Annotated in this window: 12 protein-coding genes; 10 read left to right on the forward strand and 2 right to left on the reverse strand. The window is 57.0% G+C overall.

Going from position 1 to position 13718, the window contains the following annotated elements:
- Nucleotides 1–45: 45 nt before the first annotated feature.
- Nucleotides 46–3345 carry a ribonuclease E gene (gene rne, locus RHM56_RS04435; RefSeq protein ID WP_322238970.1) on the reverse strand — a complete coding sequence of 1100 codons (3300 nt, stop codon included), beginning with the start codon at nt 3343–3345 and terminating at the stop codon, nt 46–48.
- 710 nt (nt 3346–4055) lie between these two features.
- On the opposite strand from rne, the gene rluC reads away from it, so the two are divergent.
- From rluC to RHM56_RS04460, 5 genes are all read left to right on the forward strand, one after another.
- Nucleotides 4056–5012, forward strand: coding sequence for a 23S rRNA pseudouridine(955/2504/2580) synthase RluC (rluC, locus tag RHM56_RS04440; RefSeq protein ID WP_322238972.1), 957 nt, complete (start codon nt 4056–4058; stop codon nt 5010–5012).
- Nucleotides 5002–5664, forward strand: a complete 663-nt coding sequence (locus RHM56_RS04445) for an HAD-IA family hydrolase (protein WP_322238974.1) — start codon at nt 5002–5004, stop codon at nt 5662–5664. The genes rluC and RHM56_RS04445 overlap by 11 nt, the downstream gene beginning before the upstream one ends.
- Before the next feature lie 20 nt (nt 5665–5684).
- Nucleotides 5685–6674, forward strand: a complete 990-nt coding sequence (gene sppA / locus RHM56_RS04450) for a signal peptide peptidase SppA (protein WP_322238976.1) — start codon at nt 5685–5687, stop codon at nt 6672–6674.
- 402 nt (nt 6675–7076) lie between these two features.
- On the forward strand, nt 7077–8171 hold the full coding sequence (locus tag RHM56_RS04455; protein ID WP_322238978.1) for a hypothetical protein: 1095 nt from the start codon (nt 7077–7079) through the stop codon (nt 8169–8171).
- A gap of 386 nt (nt 8172–8557) precedes the next feature.
- A complete protein-coding gene (locus RHM56_RS04460; RefSeq protein ID WP_322238980.1) occupies nt 8558–9274 on the forward strand; it encodes a hypothetical protein in 717 nt (238 codons plus the stop codon).
- A gap of 6 nt (nt 9275–9280) precedes the next feature.
- Here RHM56_RS04460 and RHM56_RS04465 read toward each other — a convergent pair whose 3' ends face one another.
- Nucleotides 9281–9859, reverse strand: a complete 579-nt coding sequence (locus tag RHM56_RS04465; RefSeq protein ID WP_322238982.1) for a nucleoside triphosphate pyrophosphatase — start codon at nt 9857–9859, stop codon at nt 9281–9283.
- A gap of 105 nt (nt 9860–9964) precedes the next feature.
- Between RHM56_RS04465 and RHM56_RS04470 the strand changes: the two genes are divergently transcribed.
- The 5 genes from RHM56_RS04470 (at nt 9965) to fabG (ending at nt 13534) form a co-directional block, all read left to right on the forward strand.
- The gene (locus tag RHM56_RS04470) at nt 9965–10492 is read left to right on the forward strand and encodes a YceD family protein (protein WP_019411272.1); all 528 of its coding nucleotides are present in this window, start codon (nt 9965–9967) and stop codon (nt 10490–10492) included.
- A gap of 13 nt (nt 10493–10505) precedes the next feature.
- On the forward strand, nt 10506–10688 hold the full coding sequence (gene rpmF / locus RHM56_RS04475; RefSeq protein ID WP_003442519.1) for a 50S ribosomal protein L32: 183 nt from the start codon (nt 10506–10508) through the stop codon (nt 10686–10688).
- A 4-nt stretch (nt 10689–10692) separates the two neighbouring features.
- Nucleotides 10693–11703 carry a phosphate acyltransferase PlsX gene (gene plsX, locus RHM56_RS04480; RefSeq protein ID WP_322238984.1) on the forward strand — a complete coding sequence of 337 codons (1011 nt, stop codon included), beginning with the start codon at nt 10693–10695 and terminating at the stop codon, nt 11701–11703.
- Nucleotides 11704–11829: 126 nt separating this feature from the next.
- Entirely contained in the window at nt 11830–12768 is a 939-nt protein-coding gene (gene fabD / locus RHM56_RS04485) for an ACP S-malonyltransferase (protein WP_322238986.1), read from the forward strand.
- Nucleotides 12769–12790: 22 nt separating this feature from the next.
- On the forward strand, nt 12791–13534 hold the full coding sequence (gene fabG / locus RHM56_RS04490) for a 3-oxoacyl-ACP reductase FabG (protein WP_322238988.1): 744 nt from the start codon (nt 12791–12793) through the stop codon (nt 13532–13534).
- Nucleotides 13535–13718: the final 184 nt, after the last annotated feature.

Consider the following 13718-nt stretch of genomic DNA (forward strand, 5'->3'; position numbering starts at 1 on the left):
CCCCGCCAGTTCAGAACTGGCGGGGTTTTTTAGTGGCCTTTGGAATTAGACGAGGGGTTTAGACTCGTGCTCTTCCTGGGCGACGGTTTCGCTCGCTGATGCTTGAGCGGCGGCAGCGGCGGCTGCAGCTTCTTCGCGTTTGCGGCGACGAACTTCACGCGGGTCGTTAGGTGCGCGACCGTTGCTTGGCAGTGTGCTGACAACCGGAGCGGCTACCACAACCTCAACCACTTCGGCGGCGACAACCGCTTCAACTGGTTCAGGTTGCGCAGCCACTGGGGTTTCAACCACAGCTTGCGTCACAACGACTTCGGCAGCGGCAGGCTCTTCTGCTGGAGCCGGTGCGGCCTCAACGGCGGCGGGTTCGGCAACAGGCTCGCGAACAACACGGGCTTGCTTGACTGGTTCCGACGCTTTCTCGATGACAGGCGTCTCGTCAACCGGGGCTTCAGCGCGTGGCGCTTCGACCGCAGGAGCTTCGACAACGACTTCGGCGACAGGCTCTGGAGCGATAACGGCCGGGGTTTCGATTGCAGGGGCTTGTGCAGCGACCTGAACTTCAGGCTCGGCTGCTGGAGTCGGTGCAACCTCGACTTCTGGCGCCTTGAATGCTTCGACCGGGGTTACGGCTTCAACAACCGGGGCTTCTGCCACTGGCAATTCGACAGCCGGCGTGTGTGCCGCAGGTGCTTCAACAACCGGTGTTTCGATGACGGGCGTTTCAACAGCCGGCGCTTCAACCACAGGGGCTTCAACTGCTGGTGTTGCAACAATAGTCACTTCGGTTGTTTGCGCTTGCACAACGGCCGTGGTTTCGGTTTCGACCGCTGGCGATTCTTGAACGGCGTGAGTGGCGCGCTCGGCTTGTTGATGAGCCTGGGCTTCAGCAGGTGCGCTGATGGCCTGGCTGGCAACAGCTTGCTCAGCAGTCGGTTGTGGAGCATCAGCGTTTTCGGCGTTGGCTTCTTCGCTGTTCTCTTCTGAACCTTCAATCACGTTGCCGTTGGCATCACGTTGACGCTCGCGACGGTTGCTGCGACGACGCTGACCGCGGGAGCGGCGACGTGGACGATCGCCTTCGGCGCTGTCCTGTGTCTCGTCCTGCGCTTGCTCTTCGGTCGACAGTGCTTCTTCGTCTTCCGCAGTGCCAGCCGCCTGGGTTTCGCGTGGTGCACGTTCTTCACGCGGGGCGCGAGGTTGACGCTCTTCACGTGGCGCGCGGGCTGGACGCTCTTCTTCGGTCACAACTGCGGCAGCAGCGGCAACGGCAGGGGCTGCATCCAGAGGTTCGCGCAATTCGCGTACGCGCTCTTCACGACCTTCGCCGCGTGGCTTGCGGTCTTCACGCGGCGCGCGCGGGGCACGCTCTTCGCGCGGTGCACGAGGTGCGCGTTCTTCACGAACGGCTGCAACTGCCGGTGCTTCTTCGCGCGGCTCGCGGACTTCGCGTGGTGCACGCTCTTCACGAGGTGCGCGCTCTTCGCGTGGCGCACGTTCTTCACGAGGCTTGCGCTCTTCGTCGCGGCGACCGTTGCGATTGCGGCTTTGCTGACGACCGTTGCGACGCTCTTCGTTACGGGCTGGACGCTCGGTGGCTGCTGGTTTTTCAGCCACGGCCGGGGCGGCAGGCTCTTCCTTGCTGGCAAACAGGCTGACCAGTGACTTCACCAGACCTTTGAACAGGCTTGGCTCGGAAACGGTCGGGGCCGGTGCGGCAGCTGGGGCGGCAACTTCGGTAGGTACCGGAGCCGAAGCGCGAGCGGGTGCAGTTTTAACGGCGGCTTCCTGGCGAACCAGAGTACGGGTCGCGGCGGCTGGCTGGACTTCTTCTACTTCGGCAGCAGCGGCAGCGATTTCGTAGCTGGACTGGTTGGTGTGAGCTTCCGGGCTGTCATCACGCAGACGCTGAACTTCGAAGTGCGGTGTTTCGAGGTGATCGTTCGGCAGAATGACGATGCGCGCGCGGGTGCGCAGTTCGATCTTGGTGATCGAGTTGCGTTTTTCGTTGAGCAGGAACGCGGCAACCGGGATTGGCACCTGGGCGCGTACTTCGGCAGTACGGTCTTTCAGGGCTTCTTCTTCGATCAGGCGCAGGATGGCCAGCGACAGCGATTCAACATCACGGATGATGCCGGTGCCGTTGCAGCGAGGGCAGACAATGCCGCTGCTTTCGCCCAGCGATGGACGCAGGCGCTGACGGGACATTTCCAGCAGACCAAAGCGCGAGATACGGCCAACTTGTACGCGGGCACGGTCGGCTTCCAGGCATTCGCGGACTTTTTCTTCCACGGCGCGCTGGTTTTTGGCAGGGGTCATGTCGATGAAGTCGATGACGATCAGGCCGCCGATGTCGCGCAGACGCAACTGACGGGCGATTTCTTCAGCCGCTTCAAGGTTGGTTTGCAGGGCTGTTTCTTCGATATCGCTGCCTTTAGTGGCGCGCGCCGAGTTGATGTCGATGGACACCAGGGCTTCGGTCGGGTCGATAACGATGGAGCCGCCGGAAGGCAGTTCAACGACGCGCTGGAATGCGGTCTCGATCTGGCTTTCGATCTGGAAACGATTGAACAGCGGAACGCTGTCTTCGTAGAGTTTGATTTTGCTGGCGTACTGCGGCATCACCTGGCGGATGAAGGTCAGGGCTTCGTCCTGAGCTTCCACGCTGTCGATCAGCACTTCGCCGATGTCCTGGCGCAAGTAATCGCGAATGGCGCGGATGATCACGTTGCTTTCCTGGTAGATCAGGAATGGCGCGGAGCGATCCAGCGAGGCTTCTTTGATGGCGGTCCACAGTTGCAGCAGGTAGTCGAGGTCCCACTGCATTTCTTCGCTGCTGCGACCCAGGCCGGCAGTGCGTACGATCAAGCCCATGTCAGCAGGGGCGATCAGGCCGTTCAGGGCTTCGCGCAGTTCGTTGCGTTCTTCACCTTCGATGCGACGGGAGATACCGCCAGCACGCGGGTTGTTTGGCATCAGGACCAGGTAGCGGCCAGCGAGGCTGATGAAGGTGGTCAGGGCAGCGCCCTTGTTGCCACGTTCTTCTTTCTCGACCTGCACGATAACTTCCTGGCCTTCGCTCAGGACGTCTTTGATGTTTACGCGACCTTCAGGTGCTTTCTTGAAGTATTCGCGGGAGATTTCCTTGAGTGGCAAGAAGCCGTGGCGCTCAGAGCCGAAATCGACAAAGGCAGCCTCAAGGCTTGGTTCAATGCGAGTAATACGGCCTTTGTAGATGTTGGCTTTCTTCTGCTCGCGTGCACCCGACTCAATGTCCAGGTCGTAGAGGCGTTGGCCATCTACCAGTGCAACGCGCAACTCTTCAGGTTGAGTTGCGTTAATCAGCATTCTTTTCATGTTGTACCGTCGGTTTCCGGGCTACCGGAAACGGCGTTCGGCACACACGACTTCTCATGGTCGGTGTCAGGTGCGTCAGGAGTAGTTGGCCACTCCAGTGTCCAGCGAGGTTCGACCAATGGGGGCGAAGTCGCGACTTACGCTTCCTGCTTGCTGTGGTGACTTAATAAGCACTCAGTCAGGAGGAGGAATCAACCAGCGGCTGTGGACGAGATGAAGCGTCTTGATAAAGCCTATTGCTACACAGTCCGACGGTTGTGCATCTCCACCCTACACGTATCCCTGATAATTCGGGTGCTGCCGCGCGCAGAATCCGCAGCGGGTTGGCATTTACCGTGTTCTCCAAAAGGGGAGTTCACGCATCATGGCTAATAAAGGCGATGTTTCCGAAACATTCGCTCGAAATACCTGGAGCTGACTGCACTTTGTGAACTGGCCGTGAATATCGGCGTAAAAGGCGAGTTTTCACTCTGCTTTCCAGGCTCGCTTCAGGCCTCATGTCACCTGCGCTTGTTACAACTCCATGTGTTCCGTATGCAGCAAAAGCCCCGTAGGACGGCCTCGCGTCCTCGTGAAGAGCGTTGGTCAGGGCCGGTTGTTCACCGTTAATCCGCTGTCCAGGCCGCTTTTGGCGGCGTTCGCGACTATAGCAGCAATGATTAAGTGCTTCAATTCCATAAAAAATTGTTATCATCCGCGCCATGACGACGACTACCCCCCCGACCCCCAGCGTTCAGCTGCTTGAGGTCACGCCGGAATATGCCGGCCAACGCATCGACAACTTCCTTCTTGCCCGGCTCAAGGGTGTTCCCAAGACTTTGATTTACCGCATTTTGCGTAAAGGCGAAGTGCGCGTGAACAAGGGGCGGATCAAGCCTGAGTACAAGTTGCAGGCGGGCGATATCGTGCGCGTGCCGCCGGTTCGCGTGCCTGAGCGTGATGAGCCGGTGCCCGTGGCCCAAGGTTTGCTGCAGCGACTTGAAGCCGCGATTGTCTACGAAGACAAGGCGCTGATTGTGCTCAACAAGCCTGCCGGTATTGCCGTGCACGGTGGCAGCGGCCTGACGTTTGGCGTGATTGAAGCCTTCCGTCAGATGCGCCCGGACGCCAAAGAACTGGAGCTGGTGCACCGCCTGGACCGCGACACCTCTGGCCTGCTGATGATTGCCAAAAAACGCAGCATGCTGCGCCATCTGCATGAAGCGCTGCGTGGTGACGGTGTCGATAAGCGCTACATGGCGCTGGTGCGTGGCAATTGGGCGGCCTCGATCAAGCAAGTGCGTGCACCGCTGATGAAGAGCAATCTGCGGTCGGGCGAGCGCATGGTTGAGGTGAATGAAGAGGGCAAGGAGTCGGTGACCGTGTTCAAGGTGCTGCGTCGCTTCGGCGATTTTGCCACCATGATCGAAGCCAAGCCGATTACCGGTCGAACTCACCAGATTCGCGTGCACACGCTGCATGCGGGTCATTGCATTGCCGGTGATACCAAGTACGGCGATGAAGGCTTTTCTAAAGAAATCCGCGATCTGGGCGGCAAGCGCCTGTTTTTGCATGCCTACATGCTGACGGTGCCGTTGCCGGATGGTGGCGAGCTGAAGCTGCAGGCGCCGGTTGATGAGATGTGGGCCAAAACTGTGGAGCGCCTGAGTGCTGAGTGAGTACAAGCTGCTGATTTTTGACTGGGATGGCACATTGGCTGATTCCGTTGGTCGGATTGTTACCTCGATGCAAGTGGCAGCGCAGCGCTCGGGACGCCCTGAGCGTGATGAAGAGTCGGTCAGGGGGATTATTGGCTTGGGCTTGCCTGAAGCCATACTGACGCTTTATCCCGATATGGCCGAGGCTGAGGTAATTGCGTTTCGCCAGCACTATGCCGATGTCTATATCGCGATGGACGCCGAGCCTTCACCGCTGTTTCCTGGTGTGGTGGATTCGCTTGAGGCTTTGCGTGCCGATGGCTATCACCTGGCGGTTGCGACGGGCAAGGCGCGCCGCGGGCTTGATCGTGTGCTCAAGTCGCATGGTTGGGAGCGGTTCTTTGATGTCACGCGGGCGGCGGACGAAACCGCCAGCAAGCCTGATCCCTTGATGCTGAATCAGATTCTGGCGCATTGCGGCGTGTCGCCCCGGCAAGCCTTGATGGTGGGCGATGCCTCCTTTGATTTGCTGATGGCGCGCAATGCAGGCATCGATTCTGTAGCCGTGAGCTATGGTGCTCAATCAATAGAGCGTTTGCTCACGTTTGAACCGCGATTGGCGATTGATAGTTTTCCTGAGTTGCGTGCCTGGCTGGGTCGGCAGGGTAATTAAAGTCTTTGCAGGGGTAGAGCATGGTTGATCAATGGAAGGCGCCTGCTGAGGGTGAGCCAACAGTGGGTGATGACAAAAGCTGGAAGTTATTGGAAAAAACCTTATTGGCCGGTGTGCAAGAGCAGCGTCGTGCGCGTCGCTGGGGTATTTTTTTCAAGTCGCTGACGTTCTTGTATCTGATTGCGATATTGCTTGTGTTTACACCGTTTCTGGATATTGAGCGCACTGCAACCAAGGGCGAGGGCTATACCGCGCTGATTGATGTGCGAGGCGTGATTGCTGATAAAGAAGCCGCCAGTGCTGACAACCTGATCACCAGCCTGCGGGCTGCGTTTGAAGACCCTAAGGTCAAGGGTGTGGTGCTGCGCATCAACAGTCCGGGCGGCAGTCCGGTGCAGTCGGGCTATGTCTATGACGAGATTCGTCGTTTGCGTGGCTTGCACCCTGAGATCAAGGTCTATGCCGTGATTTCCGATCTAGGGGCTTCTGGCGCTTACTACATTGCCAGCGCGGCCGATCAGATTTACGCCGACAAGGCGAGTCTTGTGGGGTCGATTGGTGTGACGGCGGCCGGCTTCGGTTTTGTCGGTGCGATGGAAAAGCTGGGTGTTGAGCGCCGCGCCTACACCTCGGGTGAACACAAAGCCTTTCTTGATCCGTTTGAGCCTGAAAAGCCGGATGAGACCAGGTTCTGGCAGGGTGTGTTGAACACTACGCACGAACAGTTCATTGCCAGCGTCAAGCAGGGTCGCGGCGATCGTCTGAAAGACAAGGATCATCCGGAGTTGTTCTCGGGGCTGGTCTGGACCGGTCAGCAAGCGCTGCCGCTGGGCTTGATCGATGGTCTGGGCAGCGCCAGTTCGGTTGCGCGTGATGTGATCGGCGAAAAAGAGCTGGTTGACTTCACGGTGCAAGAATCGGCTTTCGACCGCTTTTCGAAAAAACTGGGCGCCAGCGTGGCTGAGCAGTTGGCCATGTGGATGGGGTTTCAGGGGCCGACACTGCGCTAATTGTGTGGTCATCAGTGTTAGGTTTCGATCGGCACTGTTCGCGTTTTAAAAAAACCGGCACTCATAATGGGTGCCGGTTTTTTTGTGCGTGCGACGTTTTTTTTGTTGGAGGCAATCATTCGCAAGAGTGCGCAACAAATTGCGCATCTAAATGTGCTTTCAGGGTGTTTTTTATGGCTGCAGGCTTCGTGAATAAAGGGCTGTAGAGGATTGCGCAATAAGTTGCGCAGCGCTGCGCAACTTATTGCGCAATTTTGCCTGTTTTCCGCTCGATAGAGTCGCTGTTTTGACGGGTGTTTATTTCAACGTATTGATTCGTATCTATTTTTTAATTGTTGGCATGAGTGTTGATGTATATGGGGGTCTGTCAGGGCGAGCCCTGCACCTGCGAGAGCCCCATTAATGTCGACTGTCTTCAGGCCCAAAAACCCCAACAACGTCAACCTCTCACGAGACGATGCGCGAAACAGCATGGGCAGGTTGCATGTTGGGTTGGGGGTTTTTACTTATGTTCTCGGCTTTCTTGCTGCTGCAGCTGGTTTTAACGTTTATCAAGGCCAGTGGGTTCAAGCTGTACGTAGCGGTAATCGAGGTGCTCAAAGCGGGGCCATGATAACGATGATTGCCTCGGGTGGTTTGGCGCTTACGAATGCTTATGGGTTTGGCAACACCTTACAAGCAGGTTTTCGGGTGCTCATGGCTACCAAGGGAGAGGCCCGTAAGGCGGCATGGGTGGCTTCGGGAACTCGTCTTGGTAGCGTTTTTTTTCGCTCCAGTTGGGCCGGCGGTTTATTTACGATGCAGGAGCTAGCGGGTGCCTGGCTTTACAACCGTTACAACACCAGCGCCCATGATCGTTGGTTGCAAAGCACCCCGTGGGGGCTTGATACAAGTAGGCGCGAAGATTTAACCCTGCAAGAGTTTCAGCATTACCTTGAGGTGCAACAGCAGGCGCCCTTTGTAGAGATCAAGCGCTCTGAGGACGAGTCGTTTTGGCAAAGCATGTTGTCCAGCGCCAAAACGGGTGATATTTGCGTGATTCTTCCGGGGCTGACTGTGCCCGACTATCAAGTCACGCTGGAGGGGAGGGTCAGTCACGCTCTTAAGATCGGCGCTCAGCGAATCACTACGTTTCTTCGGGGGGATCGAGGTATTCCCGTTGAGCAACGGGAAGTGGTAACAGAGCAGGTGCAAGCAGGTTTGTATCGTGTGGCGAGCAAACCAGAGAAAGAAGAGAAGGGGCCGGCGCCCTTGTTGTTGAAGCTCACTTATCCGCGTAACCCTGAGCCTGTGTTCGGCAAAGTGTTTGAAGAGTTATTGATTGAGCTTGAGCTCCAGTCATTGGATGACAAGGGGCAACTGGATCGGCGTAATTACCGTATCCGTTTTAACCCGACTAAAGGCGGGCGATTCCTATCAGCGAATCAGCATTTCGAAGTAAATGGTGAGATGTCTTTGCTGGTGGTCGATGTCATGGCATTGGAGTTATCTCAATGACCAATGCTCACGCGATATCGCCTCAGCAGTCGGTGAGTGGAGCGCAAAAAAAAGCTGGCGACATTGAGTTTTTCCCTTTCGGTCGTCAGACCTATTTGGCCCCCTTGCCGTTGCCCACAGAAGCTGAGCCTCATTGTCCATATATCAGTGATTACAACGACACATACTTAGATTTTGGGGGCGGTGAGCCGAACGTTTTTTCGTATCAAGTCAGTTTAGGCGGGCCATTTAGCTGTGCGTGTCTAATCGCTTTCGTATTTCCACTTTTGACTGGGTTATTGGCGGCGTCTTTAGGGTTTGGTGTTGAGGACGTTATGGATTCCATTGAGGGGTCGTTTTCAATTTTTTGGAAGTGGGCTCTGTTTGGGGGGGGTGGAGCTTTAGCTATGGCGTTTTGTATCTGGCTTTACCACCACAAACTCTTCACCACCGTCATCCCCACCCGTTTCAACCGCCAGCGCCGCGAAGTCTGCTTCATGCCCGACGGCGCCACTGAACCTCTATTCGTCCCATGGGAATCCCTGTCTGCCTGGATCGTTCAAGGCCAGAGCGCGAGCCAATACGGCGTCACTCGCCACTACGGAATGGGCATGGGGTTTGAGCATGAGGGCGAGTTGGTTCGTGTCGAATTCCAATGCGGCGCCTTGCAACTGGCAATCGCCAATTGGGAGGCGGTTCGCGGTTACATGGAGTACGAACTCAACGACCTGCAAGCCATTCAAGACCCGCTGGAGCTGCATGAACCCGGCGACCCGTCCCACGAAGGCTTGCACACCTTCCGCAATGCCCGCGCCAGTTTGCATCGGCGTATTCGAGAAAAAGAGGCAGGATGGATCTATGGCTTTTTTTGGTACGTCTACCACGTGATGACGTTGTGGACCTTACCCAATCACTTGGTCGAGTGGGAGATAAAACGCATCGCCAAAGTCGGCCGCCGAGCGCTGCCGCAGTCGATGCGCGAGTGGTCCGAACCCTTGCCGCCTGAGCAGTGGGTCAAGCCCAGCGCCGATTTGCTGCGTTTGAGCGCCAGGGTTAAAGCTCTGATCAAACGCTCACCACGCAAGCCGATTGCTGAAGTGTTTGCCAAGGTGTGGCGCCAGTGATGCGGATCACGGAATATCAACCCCTTGCGCAAGCAGCATGTCGATCAGGCGTATAAGCGGCAAACCCACCAGGCTGGTGGCGTCATCGCCTTCGGTGCGCTGGAACAGGCGCACGCCCAAACCTTCTGCTTTAAAGCTGCCAGCGCAGTCGTAGGGCTCTTCAGCGTGCAGGTAGCGTTCGATCTGCTCTGAAGTGAGTGCGCGCATGTGTACGGTGAAAGGCACGCAGTCAGTCTGGCAGTGGCCGGTCTGACTGTTGAGCAGGGTCAGGCCGGTGAGGAAGGTCACGCTGGCGCCGCTGGCGTTAAGCAACTGCTGGCGGGCTTTGTCGAAAGTGTGGGGCTTGCCGATGATCTGTTCGTTGAGTACCGCGACTTGGTCGGAGCCGATGATCAGGTGTGCGGGATGGCTGGCAGCCAGTGCCTGGGCTTTTTCCAGGGACAGGCGCTTGACCAGCTCAAGGGCGGACTCGCCAGGGCGGTGGCTCTCGTCGATGTCGGGCGAGCTGCAACTGAAAGGCAGTCGCAGGCGCGACAGCAAATCGCGGCGATAAACCGAGCTTGAAGCGAGTAATAGAGGTAGCATGCGCGACTCCTGTAGGCGGCCGGGAATTCTAGCGAGAGTATCGGTTGTCGCACAGGCACAATTTCCTTTGACACGTGAGGGGGTCGTCCCTAGAATGCTGCGCCTATGTTGAATGACCCGATTCCACCTCACGTTGACCCGCGCAAATTAGCTGATCGTGGCACTACCCTTCAAGGTGAAGTGCTGCTGGCTGATTTGGAGAGACTCTGCGACCCGCTTTCCGACAATGTCGGTGTGGTCCAGGCTAAATTTGTTTTTGAGCGCGACGAGCGAAGATCTGTGGTAATACACAGCTCCATCGACGTCGAGGTCAAGATGGTTTGCCAGCGTTGTCTTGAGCTGGTCACCCTGCCGATCCACAGCGAGTGCAGTTATGCTGTGGTGAAAGAGGGTGCGAATACCCAGTCGTTACCGAAAGGTTATGACGTGCTGGAACTGGGCGAAGATCCTTTGGATCTGCAGTCACTGATCGAGGAGGAGCTTTTGCTCGCCTTGCCCATTGTGCCTGCTCATCATCCGGAAGAATGCCAGCAGCCGGCGGGTCTCGATGAGCCCGAACCAGGCGAGGACGAGGTAACGCGGTCCAACCCGTTCAGTGTATTGGCGCAGTTAAAGCGTGACCCAAACGTTTAGGAGTTAATCAATTATGGCTGTTCAGCAGAACAAAAAATCCCGCTCTGCCCGTGACATGCGTCGTTCGCACGATGCTCTTTCGGCTAGCACTCTGTCTGTAGAAAAAACCACCGGTGAAATTCACCTGCGTCACCACGTATCGCCAGAAGGCGTATATCGTGGTCGTAAAGTGATCGACAAGGGCGCTGACGAGTAATCACTTGTCCGCTCAGGTCATCGCGATCGACGCAATGGGCGGGGACTTCGGTCCCCGCAGCATTGTTCAGGCCTGCATTGCTTGCCTTTCTGCTACACCCTCGCTGCATCTGACCCTTGTCGGTCAACCCTCCTTGCTTGAAGAATTGATCAGTGGCCATACGGCTGTGGATCGCTCGCGCCTGACCATAACCCCGGCCTCTGAAGTCATCTCCATGAGTGAGCGGCCTTCGCACGCCTTGCGTGGCAAGCCGGATTCCTCGATGCGGGTGGCGCTAGAGCTGTTGCGTGACGGCAAGGTCCAGGCGTGTGTGAGTTCCGGCAATACCGGTGCGTTGATGGCATTGTCGCGGCATGTGCTTAAAACCTTGCCGGGCATTGATCGTCCGGCGATGGTGGCCGCAGTTCCAACGCAGACCGGCTATTGTCAGGTGCTGGATTTGGGCGCCAATGTCGATTGCACGGCTGAACAGCTGTTTCAGTTTGCAGTCATGGGGTCGGTGGCTGCACAGGCGCTGGGTGTTCTTCGTCCTCGGGTCGCCTTGCTCAATATCGGCACCGAAGACGTCAAGGGTAATCAGCAGGTCAAGGAGGCGGCTGCTTTGTTGCAGGCTGCGTCCGGGCTGCATTACATCGGCTTTGTCGAGGGTGATGGGGTTTATCGGGGTGAGGCGGATGTCGTAGTGTGCGACGGATTTGTCGGCAATATCTTGCTCAAATCCAGCGAAGGCCTGGCGACGATGATTTCGAGTCGTCTCGAAGCGGTGTTCAAGCGCACGCTGTTCAGTCGATTGGTTGGTGCGCTGGCGTTGCCGCTGATGCGTCGTCTACAAGCTGATCTGGCGCCCGCGCGGCACAACGGGGCAAGCTTTTTAGGGCTGCAAGGCATTGTGATCAAGAGTCACGGTTCGGCAGGTGCTCAGGGCTTTCAAAGTGCGATAGAGCGCGCACTGATTGAAATCCATGAAGACCTGCCAAAGCGGCTGCATGGACGCCTTGAAGGGTTGTTAACGTAGGCGTTTTGTTGGGCGAGTGCTTAAATGTGACCGCTCAGTCAAATCTGCCATCCAACTGTCAGTTTCTTGCGTCCGCCAGTGCGCGACGTCAATTCACCGACGACAAGATCATTAGGGGCTTGTTACATGTCTACATCCCTCGCATTCGTCTTTCCAGGGCAAGGTTCGCAGTCCCTCGGCATGCTGGCCGAGTTGGGCGCGGAACATCCGCTGGTCCTGGAAACATTTAAAGAAGCATCTGACGCTTTAGGGTACGACCTGTGGGCATTGACCCAGAACGGTCCTGCTGAACAGCTCAACCAAACCGATATTACTCAGCCGGCCATTCTGACCGCCTCGATTGCCTTGTGGCGTCTGTGGCTGGCTGAAGGTGGCAAGCGTCCTGACTTCGTTGCGGGCCATAGCTTGGGCGAATACAGCGCGCTGGTTGCGGCTGGCTGCCTGGGTCTGGCAGATGCCGTGAAGCTGGTTGAGCGCCGTGGCCGTTTGATGCAAGAAGCCGTTCCGGCTGGGCAGGGCGCCATGGCTGCGATTCTGGGCCTGGATGATGCTGTTGTTATTGATGCGTGTGCTGAAGCGGCGCAGGGCGAAGTGGTCAGCGCCGTGAACTTCAACTCGCCAGGCCAGGTTGTCATCGCCGGTGCCAAGGCCGCTGTTGAGCGCGCCATGGAAAACTGCAAGGTGCGCGGCGCCAAGCGTGCCTTGCCGTTGCCGGTGAGCGTGCCGTCGCACTGCGAGCTGATGCGCCCTGCGGCTGAGCGTTTTGCCGAGTCCATCGAAGCGATTGACTGGCAGGCGCCGCAAATCCCGCTGGTGCAAAACGTCAGCGCTGGCGTTGCCGCCGATCTGATCACCCTCAAGCGCGATCTGCTTGAACAGCTGTATAAGCCGGTGCGTTGGGTTGAGTCGGTTCAGTACCTGGCGACCAATGGTCCGGTTGAGTTGGTTGAGTGCGGTCCGGGTAAAGTCCTGGTTGGCATCAGCAAGCGTTGCGCTGATGGCGTCACGACGCACAATTTGAATACCCCAGATGCCTTCGCTGCCGCTCGCGCGGCGCTGGCCTGAATCTGAATTAGGAGAAGCCTGCATGAGCTTGCAAGGTAAAGTTGCACTGGTAACGGGCGCTAGCCGTGGTATTGGCCAGGCTATCGCGTTGGAGTTGGGTCGTCAGGGCGCCGTGGTTATCGGCACCGCGACTTCGGCCTCCGGTGCCGAGCGTATTGCTGCCACCCTGAAAGAAAACGGTATTCAAGGCACTGGCATGGAACTCAATGTCACCCGCGATGAATCCGTTGCGGCGGTGTTGGCAAGCATCCAGGAGCAGTTCGGCGCGCCGGCCATCTTGGTCAATAATGCTGGCATCACCCGCGATAACCTGATGATGCGCATGAAAGATGACGAGTGGCATGACGTTGTCGATACCAACTTGAACAGTCTGTTCCGTCTGTCCAAGGGCGTTTTGCGCGGCATGACCAAAGCCCGTTGGGGACGAATTATCAGTATTGGCTCTGTTGTGGGTGCCATGGGCAACGCAGGCCAAGTAAACTATGCCGCAGCCAAGGCCGGTCTTGAAGGTTTCAGCCGTGCACTGGCCCGTGAAGTGGGCTCGCGCTCAATCACTGTCAACGCGGTAGCACCTGGGTTCATCGACACCGATATGACCCGTGAGTTGCCAGAAGCACAGCGTGAAGCCTTGCAGGCGCAGATTCCGCTGGGCCGTTTGGGTCAGGCTCAAGAGATCGCAAGCGTGGTCGCTTTCTTGGCTTCAGACGGTGCAGCCTACGTGACTGGAGCTACAATTCCGGTCAACGGCGGGATGTACATGAGTTAAATGTGACGGATTGCTTCAAAAAAATGTCATACGAGCTGTCTAAAATCCGTTATAAAGCTGCAATCTATTTATAGGTAGTCGGTTATTGATGGGTAAGTTCAAAGCTTTCAGTTGAAAAACTGAAAAGCCTTTCGATACACTTGCCCACTGGCCAGCTGCCTGAATTTGTCCATTAGGAGTGAAA

Source organism: Pseudomonas sp. CCC3.1 (assembly GCF_034347405.1).
GTDB lineage: Bacteria > Pseudomonadota > Gammaproteobacteria > Pseudomonadales > Pseudomonadaceae > Aquipseudomonas.

Bases quoted from the DNA above. Each gene is read 5' to 3' on its own strand.
- rne (WP_322238970.1), bottom strand. From the start codon at position 3,345: ATGCTGATTAACGCAACTCAACCTGAAGAGTTGCGCGTTGCACTGGTA.
- rluC (WP_322238972.1), top strand. From the start codon at position 4,056: ATGACGACGACTACCCCCCCGACCCCCAGCGTTCAGCTGCTTGAGGTC.
- sppA (WP_322238976.1), top strand. From the start codon at position 5,685: ATGGTTGATCAATGGAAGGCGCCTGCTGAGGGTGAGCCAACAGTGGGT.
- RHM56_RS04455 (WP_322238978.1), top strand. From the start codon at position 7,077: ATGTCGACTGTCTTCAGGCCCAAAAACCCCAACAACGTCAACCTCTCA.
- RHM56_RS04460 (WP_322238980.1), top strand. From the start codon at position 8,558: ATGGCGTTTTGTATCTGGCTTTACCACCACAAACTCTTCACCACCGTC.
- RHM56_RS04465 (WP_322238982.1), bottom strand. From the start codon at position 9,859: ATGCTACCTCTATTACTCGCTTCAAGCTCGGTTTATCGCCGCGATTTG.
- RHM56_RS04470 (WP_019411272.1), top strand. From the start codon at position 9,965: ATGTTGAATGACCCGATTCCACCTCACGTTGACCCGCGCAAATTAGCT.
- rpmF (WP_003442519.1), top strand. From the start codon at position 10,506: ATGGCTGTTCAGCAGAACAAAAAATCCCGCTCTGCCCGTGACATGCGT.
- fabD (WP_322238986.1), top strand. From the start codon at position 11,830: ATGTCTACATCCCTCGCATTCGTCTTTCCAGGGCAAGGTTCGCAGTCC.
- fabG (WP_322238988.1), top strand. From the start codon at position 12,791: ATGAGCTTGCAAGGTAAAGTTGCACTGGTAACGGGCGCTAGCCGTGGT.